This is a genomic window from Pseudoalteromonas sp. BDTF-M6 (genome assembly GCF_018334135.1).
Lineage (GTDB): Bacteria > Pseudomonadota > Gammaproteobacteria > Enterobacterales > Alteromonadaceae > Pseudoalteromonas.
The window spans coordinates 1-17640 of sequence record NZ_JAGXTQ010000011.1; the positions used below are offsets into that span (position 1 = coordinate 1).

Here is a 17640-nt window from a genome sequence, read left to right on the forward strand (position 1 = left end):
TTTTTCCTGACGACCATAGCGTTTTGGAACCACCTGACCCCATGCCGAACTCAGAAGTGAAACGAAACAGCGTCGATGATAGTGTGGCATTTGCCATGTGAAAGTAGAACATCGTCAGGGCCTTATTAAACGAAGAACCCAGCCTAGTGCTGGGTTTTTTCGTTTTAAAGACGTGGTGTTCTACTTGAGCAGGTGACAAAAATGTCGGGAACATTTTTGAACGCCGAAGGCGGCCCGTAGGGCGGAGGGCAGGATAGTCCGGAGTAAAGTAGAACATCCTACTTCGTAGCGACTACTTCCTAGCGAACCAGCGCCTTATTAAACGAAGAACCAAGCCTAGTGCTGGTTTTTTTTCGTTTTTAAGACGTGATGTTCTATTTGAACGCCGTAGGCGGCCCGTAGGGCGGAGGGCAGGATAGCCCGAAGTAAAGTAGAACATCATACTTCATAGCGACTACTTCGTAGCGAACCAGCGCCTTATTAAAGAAACCCGTTGCAGCAATGCAGCGGGTTTTTTGCTTTCTGGCGTTTAATATTCTTACTACATTCTTTGACTATCGATAGCCGTAGCCATCAGGTGTGGTTATCACGCAGCCCTAAATCCATGCTAGATAAGTAGCGCAAGTTAGGGCGGCTTTGGAATAGCTTCGTAACTTGGTTTAATCGGTAGAACATCGAAAAAAGAAACCCGCATAATGAGTGGGGTTTGACGCTTAGAGGATCTGGTGGGGCGTTTTGTTTTATTTGATAAGTTGCTGAATAAAGTCTTTAAGCAGTTGCTGATACTGCTTTTTACTCAGTTCGACAGGTTTGGCATCTGCATTGTTAAAGACAAGCCCTAGAATTACGTCCTGGGTCTCTTTAGGTGCTGCTGCTAGAGTGGACCAGTTATTGAAAAGATAGCGCCGCAGGGCACCATAGGCTTGTGCTAGAGGAATATGTCCCTGGCTATAGCGCCATAGGGTGTGATGATCGGTATGAAGAGGTTCCATCACGGGGCATTCGCCTAATAATTGCAGTAAGAGTCTACTCTCCAAGTCGGCAAAGTAATGCGCTATTAGGTGCGGCAGATCTTCTCTCCAGGCCTTGATAACCGGTGACAATAGTTGGGTGCCTTGTTCAGTGAGTCCTTTCGTCATTAGGGCGCTGTATTCGCCGCTGACATGATCCCGCTTAATGCCCAGCTTAATGATGCTAAGCCCTAGACGCCGCCAAAACTCAAGCAAGCTGGCGTGAGCGCCAAAGCTGGTGCCAAGTATGGCAACCTTATGTTGTGTGAGATCGTCACCGATAAAGTCCATCAAATCACTCCCTATTCCCTGATGGTGGAGCTGCGGGTGCACGGCAATACGCACTATGCGCGCGCAGGATACCTGCGCCAATTGTGATTCACCGCTTAGCTGCGCCAGGCTTTGAGCAAGAAGATGCCCTTGCGGACGACGTTCACCACTTACAACCTGGGCCGCCATTTGCTCATCGAAGCGACCTTCCAAGGTAATAACGGCCACGGCGACCAGTTGCTCGCCTTTTCGGCTCAGGTAAATACGCTGTCCCGGCGCATCCAGTAATTGGCGAAAGTCATTGGCCGAAGTCTGATAATGGGCCAGCACCAGTAAAGCAAACACCTGCTTTAGCAATTCCGGCTGCTCGCGCAGTTTAGCCGTATCGATAGCAATATGAGTTAATGCTTGTTCGCAGGGCTGGAGTTCCTTGCTGGCGGCATCAAGCACCAGTAATTTGTTGATTCCCTGTTCCAAGGGATCCCCCGAGGCGAAGCGAAACGGTTCGTTTAAAACGCGCTCGCGAAAGTTAGAGTAGTGCCTTTGCAAATAGGCTTTAAAGCGCAATGTGTAACCCCGGCCACTGCCTTCGTAACCGGCTAGGGTACTGGCAAAGACCACGCGTGGATAGATAGCCAAAAGCTGTTTAAGAATATGTATCGGCAGGGTGGCCGCTTCATCGACCAAGAGTAGATCACAACTGGGTTGCTCGTGCAGTACGCGATCCGGAGGCATATATTCCACATTACCAAGACTCAGATCTGTGTCCTTGGCCTCGGCAAGGGATGCCGTATCGCTCAGGTGTTTAAACACGGTACTTACCGCGCGACGCTGAACGGCACATAAGATGATGCGTTTATCGCTCAGCTGGCCGGCGGCTATACCTAGTGCGGCAGACTTGCCACGACCCCGGTCGGCGCTAATTAATAGGGGGCGATGTGCTCTACCCTTGGCGGTTTTAATGATTTGCTCTACGACAGCTAGCTGTTCGCTGGTATCCGGTTGAGCGTTACCCTCAGGGGTATCGGCAACCAAGGTGATGCAATTCGAGCTCCCCGCAGATTGCTTGATGCTAACAAAGTCGGTTTCTACTAGTTGCTGTTCTAACCAGGCCCAAAAATGGCTTTGTGTTGGTGTGGAGTAACCGTAAGAAATCAGCTTATCCATGCCCGGGTCGATAAATGTGCTGGTATCTTCCGGCAGCATAAGCACCAACAAGCCCCCGGCTTGCACCGTGCCCGCCAGCGCTGCGAGTTTATCGGCGTAAAAGCCGCTGTAACAGTCGTAGGCGGCGTGGGCATGCTCTTGCCCCAGGATCTGGTGCAGATGATGCGGCCACTGGGCCTGTCTCAACTTTTCATTATTGCTGAGCACATACCATGGAGCGGCTGTCAGTTTCTGGAGCGCTATTAATTGCTCGTAACACCATTGCCGTTCGCCACGCAATAACAGCGCTTGGCGCCATCGCTGGCGCTTTAATTGGCTGAGTAAGTTTGTGACTTCAGAGTGCTTGCAAGCGAGCATAGGCGGTGACCAACCATTTACTGCCAACGTCATCAAAGTTTACCTGCACCCGCGACTGGGCCCCGGCACCTTCATAATTCAATACCGTGCCCTCGCCAAACTTGGCATGTAGCACGCGTTGGCCGAGATTAAAGCCGCTATCGGCAAACGCCGCTTGTGTTAGCGATGGGCTAAAACGGCCCGACTGTTGCGGCGCGGTGACCTTGGTTCTAACGCGAATTTCTTCGACGCAGTCATCGGGTAGCTCTCGCAAAAAGCGTGATGGGCTGTGATACTTTTCCTGACCATAGAGGCGACGGCTTTCCGCATGAGTGATATACAACTTATCCATGGCACGGGTCATACCTACATAGCAAAGGCGACGCTCTTCCTCTAAGCGACCGCTTTCTTCCTGGCTTTGTTGCGATGGGAACATGCCTTCTTCAACACCGGCCATAAAGACAAGCGGGAACTCCAGGCCTTTTGCCGAGTGCAATGTCATCATCTGCACTGCATCTTCATGCTCTTCGGCCTGACCTTCACCGGACTCTAGCGAGGTGTAGGCTAGGAAGCCTTGCAGTGGCGATGAAAACTCTTCATCTACCGGTAATTCGTATTGCTCGCAGGCGTTGATTAATTCTTCTAAGTTCTCTACGCGAGCCCGGCCTTTTTCACCTTTTTCCGCCTGATACATGGCCATAAGGCCGGTATTTTCAATGGCGTACTTGGTTTGCTCGGCCAAAGTCAGATCGCCAATATGGGCTTCGATGCCATCGACTAACTCCAAGAACCGGGTTACCGCGGTGGCGGCGCGGCCGGATAAATGCTTTTGCTCTATGATTGCCTTGGCGGCATACCAAAGCGGCAGTGACTCGGCGCGGGCACAGTCACGAATATGGCTGAGGGTTTTATCCCCGATGCCGCGGGTGGGCGTGTTGATTACACGCTCAAAGGCGGCGTCGTCTTGGCGATTACTTACCAGGCGTAAATAGCTAAGGGCATCTTTGATCTCCTGACGCTCGAAGAAACGCATGCCGCCATAAATACGGTATTTCATGCCCTCTTGCAGTAAAGCCTCTTCCAGTACACGGGATTGGGCGTTATTACGATACAAGATGGCGCTGTCACTGAGGGCATTGCCGGCCTCGAGCCAGGTTTTAATTTTGCCGACAATAAAACGGGCCTCATCCAGCTCGTTAAAGGCAGCATAGATGGAAATAGACTCACCTTGGTTACCATCGGTCCACAGGCTTTTACCCATACGCTCGGAGTTGTTTTCAATCAGCGAGTTTGCCGCTTTTAGAATCGTTGCCGTGGAGCGATAGTTTTGTTCCAGGCGAATGGTTTCGGCATCAAAGTCGTCCAAAAAGCGTTTAATGTTTTCAATACGCGCCCCACGCCAGCCATAGATACTTTGGTCGTCGTCGCCGACTATCATCATGGAGTTGGTATCACCGGCGATCAGAGCCAGCCAGCGATACTGAATTGTGTTGGTATCCTGGAACTCGTCCACCAGAATATGGGCAAAGCGCTGCTGATAGTGACGCAGCAGCGCAGGTTGTTGCTGCAGCACTTCGTAGCAGCGTAGCAGGATCTCGGCAAAGTCGACTAAACCGGCGCGGTCACAGGCCTCTTGGTAGGCGCCGTATACCCTCTGTAATAGCTGTTCGTTGACGTCATAGGCTTGAATGTCGCCAGGGCGCAGGCCCTCATCTTTTTTGGCGCTGATATACCAGGCGATATGCTTTGCCGGCCATTTCTTTTCGTCGATATTCATGGCCTTAAGCAAGCGGCGTATCATACGTTGCTGATCATCACTGTCGAGAATTTGGAAAGACTCAGGCAATTTTGCTTCACGGTGGTGAGCACGCAAAATACGATGGGCCAAACCGTGGAAGGTACCAATCCACATGCCACCGGCGGAGCCTTGAATGGTTTGTTCGACTCGGGCACGCATTTCTTTGGCCGCCTTGTTGGTAAAGGTCACCGCAAAGACACTATAGGGTGAGGCGTTTTCTACCTGCATCAACCAGGCGATACGATGGACCAATACCCGGGTTTTACCTGAGCCCGCACCGGCAAGAACCAGCATATTTTGCAAGGGTGCTGCTACCGCCTCTCGTTGTTTATCGTTCAAGCCATCAAGTAATTCAGATACATCCATCGCCACATCCACCTATTGTTAGTTTGGCAAGTATAACAAGAGTTCTGCTTTGGCTAAATAGAATACTGTTTTTATAAACAGGTATGCCTTAGCAAGCGAATTATCGGCAATTTACCGCTAACTGCTTGTTCTCATATTAGTTAACATAGGCGCCATGGGTACTTCGGGAGTTAGATAATGAGACGGTACGAAATTGTCAGTGACAGCAGTGAGCAATTAAGTGATTGGCTTAAAGAACAGGTGGTTGCTTTTAACAAGTCACATTGGCCCGTACAAAGACAAAACCTCGGTTTTAGAGTCAGCAATGATAAGGGAGAAGTGGTTGCGGGCATTGCTGGACGATGCTTTGGCCATTGGCTACTCATCGATTGGTTATGGGTCAACCCTGAGCACAGGGGGCAAGGCTACGCCAACGAACTTTTTTATAAACTGGAGCGGGCAGCCAAGGAATTGGGTGCGACAAAGGCCGTACTCGATACCCTGGAGTTCCAGGCTCCCGACTTTTATCGCCGCCATGGTTACGAGGAGGTCTTCGCGCTAGCTGATTACCCTCTTGATGGGCGTCGTAGCTATATGGTTAAAGCACTTTAGTTCGTATTTAACCTAGCTCCGTCAATGCCATGATGTCGTCAATCTCACAGCAAGGCAGACCCTTATAGGCATATTGAATGCCTTGATTATTGAGCCAAATGCTGCGACATCCGGCATTGTTCGCACCTTGCACATCTGTGTCCAGGCTATCGCCGATATGGATGATTTCCTGGTTCGCAACCCCAAGACGCTCGGCGGCATGATCGAATAAATCCCGATGAGGCTTGGACTTGCCATCGGGCCCGGCCATCAAGACTAACTCGAATTGATCTCTGAGGTTGAACTTGGAGACATCGACATTGCCGTTGGTAATGGCGATCAGTCGATATTTACGTTTAAGCGATTCCAGCAGGGCTAATATCTCATCGCTTACGGTGATCTTGCTGCGTGCTTCGGCAAAAATCTCGTAGGCATTGTCAGCATGGTATTGTTCTACCCCAATCTTATCCATGGCGTAAGTGAGCGCTTGCTTACGAATTTGCGTAACATCATGAGCCAGCGCTGGATCACGGGCAATCACGATGCGACGGCAGTCTAGCCAAAAATCATCGCCTTGCTCCAGCCATCCCGGTAGGGTAAGCAAATAATCCTGCTGTGCCTGCAACGCTGCCTTGATGATAGGGTGGTTATCATACAGGGTGTCGTCCAGGTCAAAGCTCAGTACCTTGGCGGGAGCCATGGCTCGATTAAATCGCATCATTCGGGCTGTTACTTCTGTTTTTTAGCTCTGGGGTGGGTATTATCATACACCTTGGCCAGGTGTTGAAAGTCTAAATGGGTATAAACCTGGGTTGCCGACAAACTGCTGTGGCCCAGTAGTTCCTGCACCGCCCGCAGATCGCCGCTTGATTGCAGGACATGAGAGGCAAAGGAGTGGCGCAATTTATGAGGATGAACCTGAGCACTCAGGCCTTGTTTGACTCCCCATTCACGCATGCGCTCCCGTACATGACGCACTGAAATACGGGTTTTCCGTTTCGATAAAAACAGTGCCTCGGGGTCGGCACCGACAAAGGCGCCGCGCACCTTGAGCCAGGCATTAATTGCGGTAATGGCCTGCGAACCCACCGGTACCAAGCGTTCTTTATTACCCTTACCTAGGACACGAATTTCAGCACTGCGCAAATCGATATCATTGCAGTTAGTATTAACCAACTCACTGATCCGCAGTCCACTGGAGTACATTAATTCCATCATGGCCTTGTCGCGGATGGCGAGCGGATCGTCATCGTCGATCTCAAGCAGTTGATGCATCTGTTCAATATCCAGATTGCGGGGCAGCGGCTTATCAAACTTGGGGCCCTTTACAAATTGCGCCGGGTTATCAAGGTGTGGATTATAGGCCCGTAAAAAGCGAAAAAAGGCGCGCAGGCAACTGAGCTTAAGGTTGACGGTGCGAGCCCCCAAGCCCTTGGCACGCAATGACATGGCATAACGGCGAATATCGTCACCGCTAATGGTCAACCAGCCATCCCGGTCATCATAAAAGTATCGAGCCACCTCTAGGAGTTGCCGCTGGTATTGCTCCAAGGTGTGACTGGAGTATTGTTTTTCATAGCGCAGATAATGGTGATAGTCGCTCACGGGTAAGCGCCAGCTGTCGGTCATCACGGCAAAGGTGAGAGCCTGCGACTCGCTCATGATAGGGCTGTTAAGCGCTCTTGCAGGGCTTTGACAAATTCAAAGATAAACAGACTGTCCTGGGCCGGTTCAAAGTGCAGTTCATCTTCACTGGCAAAGGCCAAAATGGCTAACGGTGATGGTAATTCACCAATCAGGTATAAGGCGGCGCTTTTGCTCTGGCCGGCAAAGATCAGCGCTTGTTCCTGCTCTGACAGGCGGCCAAGGTAGTGATTGTTTTGCTCCAGGCGTTTATCCAGCAAGGGTTGTAGCTCGTCGGTGAACTTAATCAGTTTACACTCACTGATCTGCAATTGTTCGCAGATCAGGGCTTCCAGTCCCGCCGCCAGTTCGACAAACTCGGCATCCCGCATCAGCTGGCGATGACAGGCGCTGAATACTTGAAACACTTTTTCATTTTGTTTCGCCTGAGCGACCAATTGTTGTAACTGTTGTTGCAGCGCACGATTTTGTTCGCGCAGCACTTGTTGCTGGCGTAATTGCAAAGAGGCGACGCTTTCATGCGTTGCACCCAGGTTCATCGCGGCGAACACCTCGGGGTGTTGCAGCAGAAAGTCTGGGTTGTCTTTAAGATAGTCGGCGATTTGCTCTTTGCTTAATTCACTCATAAGGCTATTTGTCCATCAAAAACATGCTCGGCGGGGCCAGTCATCTTGACCGGGTGACCTTCGCCCTGCCAGCGGATCTGCAAGCTACCGCCAGGCAGATCTACTTTGACATTGTTGCCTAGCTTATTTTGTAGTTGTCCAACCACGGCTGCGGCGCAGGCTCCACTGCCACAGGCCAGCGTTTCGCCGGCACCACGCTCCCAGACCCTGAGCTTAATATGGTTCGGATCGATCACCTGCATAAAGCCAACATTGACCTTTTTCGGGAAGCGTTCATGCTCTTCAACCAAGGGGCCCAGGGTATGCACGTCGGCGGTGTCGATGTCGTCAACCTCGATCACGCAATGGGGATTACCCATGGAGGCGGCGCCAACAAACAGGGTTTGCTCCTGCTGGCGTAAAATATAGGTGAGTTCGCGTTTACTGGCTTTTAGCGGAATTTCTTTGGGTTCAAGCATGGGCTGTCCCATGTTCACAGTGACCTGACCGTCTTTTTCAATATATAAGATCATGTTGCCACCCTTGGTGGAAACAGCAATCTTGTGCTTATTGGTGAGGCCTTTCATGCGTACAAAACGGGCAAAGCAGCGAGCGCCGTTACCGCATTGTTCCACTTCGCTGCCGTCGGCATTAAAAATACGGTAATGGAAGTCTAAATCCGGTGAATAGGGTGCCTCGACCATTAACAATTGGTCGAAGCCAACGCCAAAGTTACGGTCGGCCAGTCGCTTGATTTGGTCGCGGGAAAGAAAAATGTTCTGGGTCACGTTATCGACGACCATAAAATCATTTCCTAACCCATGCATCTTGGAGAAGTTAACTAACATAACGCTCTTACATCATCCCTCTATGCCATCACTATGCCTGCAAAACGCAGCCAACTCTAGGTTTATTGCTGCGGTTGCGGGTCCGTGGCGTGCGCTTGTGCCTCATCATCTTGCTCTTGTGCCGAGGCTGGCTGCTGGTTTTCTTGTTGTTCTTGCGGCAGGTATAAGGGTCCACTTTGACCACATGCGCTTAGTAGCGTTAAGCTGGTGGCAACCACAACTCGAAGCAATCGGTGACTGTTATACATAGTGATTCGATAGATAATTAATATGACTCGTTTTATAATCGCAGAGTAACAGAAAATACCGAAAATGTAGTCGTTGCTGTTGAATTATTTCCCCTTCACAACGTTACCGCCAGGACAGGAGCGCAAGCCTAATGAGTGAAACCACCATGACCGACACCCAGTATCATCAGCTGGCCGATGCATTGATGTTGACCATAGAAGATCAGATCGACGATTTAGATGCGGATTTAGACTATGAATCGGCGGCAGGGATATTAGAAATCATCTTTGCGGACCGCAGTAAGATAGTGATTAACAAGCAGGCGCCACTGCATCAGGTGTGGGTTGCCACTAAATTTAACGGCCACCACTTTGAATTACATGGCGAGCAATGGATAGATAACCGCTCTGGCGCCGAGTTCTGGCAGTTTATGTGTGATGCAGCGACTAAGCAGGCGGGTGTTGAAATTCGCTGGGAGCATGATTAAGTGAGTCAGTTCGACGGTGTCAGCTACTTTAATAGTTCGGTTCATAAAGCCACGGTGATCTGGCTACACGGCTTAGGGGATTCAGGCGATGGCTTTGCCCCTGTGGCCCCACATTTAGCCTTACCCGATGAGCTGGGGGTGAAGTTCTTATTTCCCCACGCGCCGGTACAGGCGGTAACCATTAATGGCGGCATGGAAATGCGCGCCTGGTACGACATTAAATCCCTTGATCTAGATAAACGTGCCGATGCCCAAGGTGTGCAACAATCTGCACAATGCATTAGCGCCTTAATCGATGAGCAAATCGCAGCCGGGATACCGGCGGATAAGATTATTCTTGCGGGCTTTTCACAAGGCGGTGTGATTTCCTTGCATCTGGCGCCGCGCTATCAGCATAAGCTGGCTGGGGTGATGGCCTTATCGACTTATATGTCGCAGCCCGAGTTGTTGGCTGAACAGGCGATACACAAAGACCTCACAGTTTTTATGGCCCATGGTGAGTTTGACAATGTGGTGCCATTAGCAGCTGGCAAACAGGCCTATGAGTGTTTGCAGGAGCAAGGGATGGCGGTGTCTTGGCAAACGTATGCCATGGCGCACCAGGTCTGTGAACAAGAGCTTGAGGCTATTCGACAATGGCTTATAGAGCGACTAAGTTAAAAGAGATCTAGGAACCAGCGCATGGGACAAAAAATCGTGATTACTGCGAATATGAATAATAAAACACCGCGCATTGCCCGCAAGGATGTGGTCTATCAGTGGCATTGGCATCGCATCGGCACAGTCGCAGGGGTAGGAGCCTTCGCTATCGGTGCGCTTTGGTATGCCGCTTTTACCCCAGCCATTGCCGAACAAAGCAGGGTTTCTGAGTCCGAAATAGCCGCAAGCCAATTAGTCGCAGACCCGGTTGCCAGTGTCGAGGAGCCTGGTGATGTTGAACAGCCTAAGGTTGTTGAGCAGGCGCTGGTGGGTGAGTCACTAGAGAAGCCCGAGGTGCTTGCCCAGGATGCTAACCAGGCAGTCAGCGAGGTCGCCACCGAGGTCGCCACCAAGGTAGCCACCAAGGCAACCCCTGAAACTCCACCGCTTAGCGGCTCAGCGCAAAGCGAAGTTGAACCCGCTGAGGTCGCAGTCGTCGCAGAGGTAAATCAAGCGAACGAGGGCACGGCTGAACCTAGTCAGGCCGAGTCCATTCGGACCGAACCCGTTCAGGCAGAACCAACACTTGCCGCCGCCGATTTTAATGATGAAGCCAAGGTTGCCAATCTGGCCCAGGGCAGCAAAATAGATACCGACAAGGTAAGCCGGGCGGTACTCACCACACAGGTGCAAGACCGTGAGCCGGTGAGCGCCCTAGGGCGTGAAATTGCCATGGATGACTTCGATGACCGCCTGGTTTTTTTCACCGAATTGCGCGGTTTGCAGGGGCAACAGGTAAGCCACATTTGGTATTTTGAACAGCAGCAGGTGGCGCGCGTGGAACTTGGCGTGCACACCGCTCGTTATCGCACCTTTTCATCTAAACGCATTATGCCCAGCCAAGCCGGTTTGTGGCGTGTAGAATTACGAGATAACAATAATAAGTTATTGGCAACAAGAGAATTTCGCTTAATTGCCAAGCCTTAACTTTGAATTAGGAATTACATGACAACTGCAACTCAGCGAGTGCGAATTGCCACTCGTAAAAGTGCCCTAGCTTTGTGGCAAGCCGAATTTGTAAAGGCTGAATTAGAGCGCCATCATGCAAATATTGAAGTCGAACTGGTGACCATGACCACCAAGGGCGACATTATTCTCGATACCCCTTTGGCTAAAGTGGGTGGTAAGGGCTTGTTCGTAAAAGAACTGGAGCAGGCCATGCTGGAAGACCGTGCGGATATCGCGGTGCATTCCATGAAGGACGTGCCGGTTGATTTCCCCCCCGGGTTAGAGCTGCATACCATTTGTGAACGCGAAGACCCGCGCGATGCCTTTGTATCGAACCAGTATGCCGATATCGACAGCCTGCCTGAGGGCGCCGTGGTTGGTACATCGAGCTTACGCCGTCAGTGCCAATTGAAGGAACGTCGTCCCGATCTCGATATTCGCGATCTGCGTGGTAATGTAAATACCCGCTTAGCTAAACTGGACGACGGCCAGTACGATGCCATTATCCTTGCCGCCGCTGGCCTGATCCGCTTAGAAATGAGCGATCGTATCCGCAGTTATATCAGTGCCGAAGAGTCGCTGCCGGCCAACGGCCAAGGCGCCGTGGGTATTGAGTGTCGCAGTGATGATGAGCAAATTAAAGCCCTGTTGGCGCCGCTGGAGCATACGCAAACTCGTATCCGTGTTGATGCCGAGCGTGCCATGAACCGCCGTTTGCAAGGGGGTTGCCAGGTGCCTATCGGGGCCTACGCCGTGGTTGAAGGTGACCAGGTGTATCTGCGTGGTCTGGTGGGCTCGTTGGATGGTAAACAAATTTTGCGCGCCGAAGCCAAAGGGCCGATTGGCGAAGCACAGCAACTGGGTGTCAGTCTGGCGGAAGAGCTCTTGGCTCAAGGAGCCGATGTGATTCTGGCCAAGGTGTACGGTGAAATAAAATAATAGCAGTGGACGAAAACGATGGCACAGGCAATGGCACATATTGTTGTTACTCGACCCCAGGGCAAGGGGCAAGAACTGGCGGATCTGCTTAGCGCGCAAGGGCATAAGGTGACTCAATGCCCGGTTCTAAACATAGAGTATCTCGACAGTGACGAACAAGAGTTAGCGACTCTGGATGAGGCCGATATTGCCGTTTTTGTCTCTCAAGACGCGGTGAGTGGCTTGTATCAGCAGCGTGCCACCCTGCCTTCAAGTCTGCAATGTGTGGCGGTGGGAGAAGCCACCGCCGAGGCAATAGAAAGCCATTTTCAATACCGCGCCCTGGTGCCTGAGCAGCATGATTCTGAAGGCGTGCTGGCGCTGCCTCAGCTACAGCAGGTTGAGGGTAAATCCATAGTTCTGGTGAAGGGCCGCGGTGGCCGCACCCTCATAGCTAAAACCCTTAAGCAGCGCGGTGCCTTTGTGAATCCGCTGGTGGTGTATCAGCGCAGTGGGGCAAAGCCGAGCAGTGATGCCTGGTTACAGCAATGGCAGCAGAAGCAGGTCGATGCCCTGGTCATAACCAGTAACAGCAGCGTCGATGCCATCTTTGCTAGCCAAGATCCGCAATTATTACAGTGGCTTAAATCGCGACATTTCTATATTGTTAGTGCTAGAACAGGGGCACACTTAGAACAGCAGGGTGTGGCCACGGACCATATTAGTATTGCCGCAGGCGTGACTAACCAGGCCATCGCCGCGTGTATCGACAGTGAGCAGGAAAACAAGATGAGCGAGCAGCCAGAGAAGCCAGAGCAGGGATCAACTCCTGCTAATACGTCGGCGGCCACAACAAAAGAGCCGCAGCCAAAAATGCCATCGGACGCAGCGCCGACAGGCCAGCGTCGAGGCATGAGTAAGCTTGGTTTACTGGCTCTTTTTATCGCTCTCGGTGCCGGAGCCGGGACTGGCTATTTATATTGGCAGCAGTATCAGCAGCAAAGCAGCGCGGTCGAGCAGGAAAATGCGGCGCTAGCACAAATGCAACAGCGAGTGCAGCAGTTGCGGAGCGCTAATCAGGCACTGACGGAGCAGATCAAGGCCCTGGGCAGTGCGCAACAAACCCAGCAACAGCAAAGTCAGCAGTGGCAGCAGGATTTTAATGACGACATCAGCCGCCAATTGAGTGCCAATCAGCGCTCGCTGATCACGCATGTTGAGCAAAGCATTGCTGCGGCACAAGATAATACTCAACCCCCCTTAGATATGAACGAGTTGCGCCGTTTGGTGGCTCTGGCCGATTTTAAAATTTGGTCTGAGAATAACTACGCCGGCGCGGCCTCCGTGCTTGAGCGCGCCGATGCGTTGCTCGCCAGCTACCCGGGTAATGCCCAACTAAGAAGGGCGATTCACAGTGACCTGCAAACCTTAGCCAGTATTGAGCTGGCGGATGTGCAAGCCATTGTCCTGACCTTGCATGGTTTGGGGCAGCAGGTCGATAAACTGGCTTTCAACATGGTTGATTTGCCGGACGAACCGGTTGCAGCGGATAACCAGGCACTATCGGACAATGTCTCCGACTGGCGGGCTAATTTAGGACGCTCCTGGGATAAGCTGGTGGATGATTTTATCAAGGTGCGCAAACGCGAAACGACCATAGAGCCCCTGCTGGACAACGAACAACAGCGCTTGATTAAACAGCGCCTGCACTTTTACCTGGATCAGGCTGGCTTTGCCGCCACTCACCAGTATGTCGATTTATATAAACAATCGCTGCAAGGTGCGGCGGATTTAATTACCCGCTACTTTGATTTATCAGAGCCGCAAACCAGTCAATTTCTGAGTCAGCTCAAACAGTTGAGACTACAACAGCTTACGCCTGCACAGCCGGTTAACCTGGCCACTGTAAGTGCGCTAGAGGAGTCTTAACATGGTGAGACTGCTTATTATCTTTGGCCTTATCGCCTTGGTCGCCGCGGTGGCTCCTTGGCTGATTGACGAAAAGGGCTATGTGCTGATTGCCTTTGGTCAGTGGACCGTCGAGGGCAGCATAGTCAGTTTTGTTATTCTCACCTTGCTAACCCTGTTTGGCGGTTACCTGCTTTTTTGCTTGCTGCGTTATGTGATCAACAGCTATCGCAATGTTCGCCATGGCTTTTTTGCCCGTAGCAAGGAGCGCAAGCAGGCGGTGCTGGAACAAGCGTTATGGGCGCTGATTAATGATGATATGCAGCAACTGCAGCACACCTTAAGCAAAGGCAGTGTCGACGAAAAGTGGCGTGATTTCTCACTGGCCATGCAGGCCAAGGCTCGTTTGCAGAAAGGGGAGCGGGACTTTGCTCTGAATCTCCTGGATGAGCTTTCGGATAAGAATCGCAGTGAGCCGGTAAACCTGTGGTTGGCGGCCAATAGCGAAGCCGAGGTACTGGCCACGCTACGCAGCCAATGCGCGAGTAAAAAAGCCACGGCGCATCAGTTAAAACTTTATGCCAATGTGTTGTTGAAGTTGCATAAGTTTAACGAATTTGCCCAATTAGCCCCGCGTTTAATCAAGGCGCAAAGCTTGGATGAAAACGAGTGGGATTGGGCCTTGCGGGCATATTTTGATAGTGACTCGGTCACCACCTTGCAAAAGCGCAATGGCGATCTGCCTAAAGCGGTGCGCAGTGGCGGTCACACCCATTATTTGCGGGCTATGGTGCGTGTCGGAGAAATTGCCGCGGTGCAAGAAGAGCTGAAAAAGCTGCTCAAGTGTAATGAATACTCGCAGCTCTTGTCGGTATTGAGCGAGATCGAATACGGCCAGGTCGAAGAGCTGCAAAAAGCATTGCAGGCCGAGCTGAAAAAGCAGCCCGATGAGCCGGAAATGCTCGTATGTCTGGCTTATTTGGCGCAAAGCCAGGGCGAACACGAGCTGGCGGCACGGATTTTCGATAAGGTCTTAGCGCAGCAACAGCGCCTGCCGCATCCACAGCGGGCCATGCAAAGCTATCGCGCCACAGGTCAAGCGGAGAAAGCCTTACTCGTTCTCGACCACAGCCAGCGCTAGCGAGCCGGTAATGAAGAGCCTATTCAACCTAAGCCTTGTTGTTGCCCTGGGTTACTTTATTACCGGATTTTTAAGTAACGCCCTGTTATCTGTTGAGGGCTATGCCGTGGCCTCTTGGCCACCCTCTGGCATTGCCCTTGCGGCGCTGTTGATCGCCGGACGCCGAGCCTTAGTCGGTATCCTGATCGGCGCGTTCATGACCAACTTATTGCACCTTGAGAGTCTTGGAGGGATCCTCCATTGGCAGGTGGCTACCCAGGCTACACTGGTGACGCTTGCTTCCACCTTCCAGGCCTTTTTGGGCTACTGGCTGATCACCAAGGTACTGCGCGCACCTCTTGATCTGTCTGATTTAAAACGCAGCATGGCCAGCATCCTGGTTGGCGGTCCCCTGGTCTGTGTTATTGCTGCCGTGGTCGGTACCGAGTTGTTGATTGTCAATGGCGTGATCCCGGCGTCGGGACGCTGGGAGAACTTTCTAACCTGGTGGATAGGTGACAGTATCGGGGTGATGATTTTTACTCCCCTACTCTTGGCAGGCTTTAACTTCGAAGTGGTGCGTCATCGCCTTCAGGTGGTGGTACCCTCCTTGATTATCTATGCGGTGATCAGCGTCACCTTCTATCTCGCGGCCAATGCCAAGCAAGAACAAAATCAACGCTATTATCATTCCCAGGCGCAGGTGATCGTCGAGCAGTTTGATGCCGTGCTCACTCGATTGCGTGCCAATACCCAGATCTTGGCCTCCTTTATGACCCACAGTCATAACGTGTCGCGGCGCGAGTTTGATGACTTTACCAGCAAACAAATGGCCTACAACCCGGAGATCAATGCCCTGGTATGGATGCCCAAGGTGTTAGCGCAAGACGTGGCGGCCCTGGAACAACGAGCTCAGGATGAGGGCGTTGAGCAATATCGGGTGTTTGCCCGCTTTGCACAGCGGTATGCCGGAGAGAATCGTTTTCCCGTCTATTATGGTCAGTTTTCGTCGGGTCTGCAGACTGTGTTTGGTCTTGATATCAGTGCGGAGCCGTACTTCCCGGAACTCTTAACGCATCCGGGAAAGTTGTTTGTAACCCCCGCCTTTCAGCTTGAAAGCAGCCCTCAGGGCGATCTTGGTTTTTTGGTGGTGGCCGAGGTGCTGGATACAGAAACCCTGATTAATGGCTATGTGGCTGCGGTGATAAGCCTACCGTTATTAAAACAATCGGCACTGGCCAAAATGGCATTCGACGGCATAGATGTGGAAGTAGTGGATATCAGTGCCGAGCCGCAACAGGCTATTTTAAAGCTGGCCGAACATGATGACTTGATCATGAGCCATGATGTGGCTACCGCCTCTCGGCAATGGCGTTTAAACATTTATCGTCAGGGCGGCCGACCGTTATGGTCTGGCTATTGGTTTGCTCAGGTGGTGGGCATGCTGTTCGTCTGGTTGTTGACCACTTTTTTAATCGCCATCACCGGCAGTAATATTCGCGTGCGCGATCAGGTCGCAAAACAAACCAAGGTATTGCGCGAAGAAAAGGCCAAGGCCGACAGTGCCAACAGCGCGAAATCACAGTTTCTGGCCAATATGGGTCATGAAATACGCACCCCAATCAACGGCATCAAGGGTTTGCATTACCTGGCCTTGCAGCAGGATAATTGGCAAAAGGGCAAGCAGTATGTAGCGCAGGCGGATAACGCCCTGAGTGTGCTGCTGCGAGTACTTAACGACTTGCTCGATTTTTCAAAGATGGAAGCGGGCAAACTCGACTTGCACCAGGAGCCCATAGTCATAGACGAGCTCTGCACCGAGCTAAAACAGTTGATCAGTGTGGAAGCCAGCAATAAGAGCCTGTTGGTCGACTATGAAATCGAGCCGGAGGTGGCGCCCACCTTCCACACCGATATGATCCGCCTTAAGCAGGTTTTGCTGAATCTGTTGAACAATGCGGTGAAGTTCACCCAGCACGGTGCCATTCGCCTAAAGGTTGCCGAGGGTAAAAATGAACTCTGCTTTAGCGTTAGCGACACCGGTATAGGTATTCGTAAAGAGATTCAAAAACAATTATTTAAACCATTTTCGCAAGCCGATGGCTCGACCTCGCGACGCTTTGGCGGCACCGGGCTAGGCTTAAGCATCTGCCAAAAGCTGGTGGATTTGATGGGCGGGCGCATTGAACTGGAGAGCGAAGAGGGGCTGGGGTCCTGTTTTCGCGTTTATCTGCCGAAGCAATCCAATCTACCGAAGCGTCAAGACAGGCCAAAGCAGCGCGGCGAATTACGCAATATCGACTTAACCGATGTGGCTATTTTGCTGGTGGAAGATAACCCGCTCAATCAGCAGGTGGCCAAGGCCATGCTTGAGGGCAAGGGCGCTAAACCGGATATAGCCAACGATGGTGTTGAGGCGGTCGAAATGGTGGGCCGCAAACATTATGACCTGGTGCTTATGGATATACAGATGCCAAATATGGATGGTTTGGCGGCCACCCAGGTGATTCGTAATGAGCTACTGCTCAGTGATTTGCCTATCATTGGCCTTTCCGCCAATGCCCAGGAGCGGGACCTAAAGCTGGCTCAACATTACGGCATGAACGACTATGTGGTGAAGCCTATTGAGGCCAATACGCTCTTTAGTAGCATTGCCCGTCAATTGGCCCGGCGGGTGAGTGCCACACCGGACTAACTTGAATTTATTGCGCAAGTGCG

At 51.7% G+C, this 17640-nt stretch carries 15 protein-coding genes and 1 rRNA gene; 9 read left to right on the top strand and 7 right to left on the bottom strand.

The features are described from left to right. Positions 1-5: 5 nt before the first annotated feature. Positions 6-120: ribosomal RNA gene (gene rrf / locus KD147_RS16535) — 5S ribosomal RNA — on the top strand. A 620-nt stretch (positions 121-740) separates the two neighbouring features. Here rrf and KD147_RS16540 read toward each other — a convergent pair. Both KD147_RS16540 and uvrD read right to left on the bottom strand, forming a co-directional pair. Continuing rightward, entirely contained in the window at positions 741-2837 is a 2097-nt protein-coding gene (locus KD147_RS16540) for a tRNA(Met) cytidine acetyltransferase TmcA domain-containing protein (RefSeq protein ID WP_212548561.1), read from the bottom strand. Continuing rightward, positions 2782-4947, bottom strand: coding sequence for a DNA helicase II (uvrD, locus tag KD147_RS16545; protein WP_105189423.1), 2166 nt, complete (start codon positions 4945-4947; stop codon positions 2782-2784). Before uvrD ends, KD147_RS16540 begins: the two co-directional genes overlap by 56 nt. A 177-nt stretch (positions 4948-5124) precedes the next feature. Here uvrD and KD147_RS16550 point away from each other — a divergent pair, with 177 nt between their 5' ends. Then, complete coding sequence (locus KD147_RS16550; RefSeq protein ID WP_212548562.1) at positions 5125-5538, top strand: GNAT family N-acetyltransferase; 414 nt, start codon at positions 5125-5127, stop codon at positions 5536-5538. A gap of 7 nt (positions 5539-5545) precedes the next feature. Here KD147_RS16550 and KD147_RS16555 read toward each other — a convergent pair whose 3' ends face one another. From KD147_RS16555 to lptM, 5 genes are all read right to left on the bottom strand, one after another. Further along, positions 5546-6238, bottom strand: a complete 693-nt coding sequence (locus KD147_RS16555) for an HAD-IA family hydrolase (protein WP_105189402.1) — start codon at positions 6236-6238, stop codon at positions 5546-5548. Positions 6239-6246: 8 nt separating this feature from the next. Further along, positions 6247-7179 carry a tyrosine recombinase XerC gene (gene xerC, locus KD147_RS16560; RefSeq protein ID WP_283247860.1) on the bottom strand — a complete coding sequence of 311 codons (933 nt, stop codon included), beginning with the start codon at positions 7177-7179 and terminating at the stop codon, positions 6247-6249. Beyond that, on the bottom strand, positions 7176-7787 hold the full coding sequence (locus KD147_RS16565; RefSeq protein WP_105189403.1) for a DUF484 family protein: 612 nt from the start codon (positions 7785-7787) through the stop codon (positions 7176-7178). Before KD147_RS16565 ends, xerC begins: the two co-directional genes overlap by 4 nt. Continuing rightward, the gene (dapF, locus tag KD147_RS16570) at positions 7784-8614 is read right to left on the bottom strand and encodes a diaminopimelate epimerase (protein ID WP_105189404.1); all 831 of its coding nucleotides are present in this window, start codon (positions 8612-8614) and stop codon (positions 7784-7786) included. Before dapF ends, KD147_RS16565 begins: the two co-directional genes overlap by 4 nt. 62 nt (positions 8615-8676) lie before the next feature. Next, positions 8677-8862, bottom strand: a complete 186-nt coding sequence (gene lptM / locus KD147_RS16575) for an LPS translocon maturation chaperone LptM (RefSeq protein ID WP_212548563.1) — start codon at positions 8860-8862, stop codon at positions 8677-8679. A 146-nt stretch (positions 8863-9008) separates the two neighbouring features. On the opposite strand from lptM, the gene cyaY reads away from it, so the two are divergent. From cyaY to KD147_RS16610, 7 genes are read left to right on the top strand one after another with little or no spacing between them, the layout of a single operon-like run. Further along, a complete protein-coding gene (gene cyaY / locus KD147_RS16580) occupies positions 9009-9329 on the top strand; it encodes an iron donor protein CyaY (RefSeq protein WP_105253546.1) in 321 nt (106 codons plus the stop codon). After that, complete coding sequence (locus KD147_RS16585) at positions 9330-9989, top strand: alpha/beta hydrolase (RefSeq protein WP_212548564.1); 660 nt, start codon at positions 9330-9332, stop codon at positions 9987-9989. A 21-nt stretch (positions 9990-10010) separates the two neighbouring features. Beyond that, entirely contained in the window at positions 10011-10955 is a 945-nt protein-coding gene (locus KD147_RS16590) for a DUF2914 domain-containing protein (RefSeq protein ID WP_212548565.1), read from the top strand. An 18-nt stretch (positions 10956-10973) separates the two neighbouring features. After that, positions 10974-11915 carry a hydroxymethylbilane synthase gene (hemC, locus tag KD147_RS16595; RefSeq protein ID WP_212548566.1) on the top strand — a complete coding sequence of 314 codons (942 nt, stop codon included), beginning with the start codon at positions 10974-10976 and terminating at the stop codon, positions 11913-11915. Positions 11916-11945: 30 nt separating this feature from the next. Beyond that, positions 11946-13823, top strand: coding sequence for a uroporphyrinogen-III C-methyltransferase (locus KD147_RS16600; RefSeq protein WP_212548567.1), 1878 nt, complete (start codon positions 11946-11948; stop codon positions 13821-13823). 1 nt (position 13824) lies between these two features. Further along, on the top strand, positions 13825-14943 hold the full coding sequence (locus KD147_RS16605; protein WP_212548568.1) for a heme biosynthesis HemY N-terminal domain-containing protein: 1119 nt from the start codon (positions 13825-13827) through the stop codon (positions 14941-14943). A gap of 10 nt (positions 14944-14953) precedes the next feature. Next, the gene (locus KD147_RS16610; protein ID WP_105253536.1) at positions 14954-17617 is read left to right on the top strand and encodes an ATP-binding protein; all 2664 of its coding nucleotides are present in this window, start codon (positions 14954-14956) and stop codon (positions 17615-17617) included. Positions 17618-17640 lie beyond the last annotated feature (23 nt).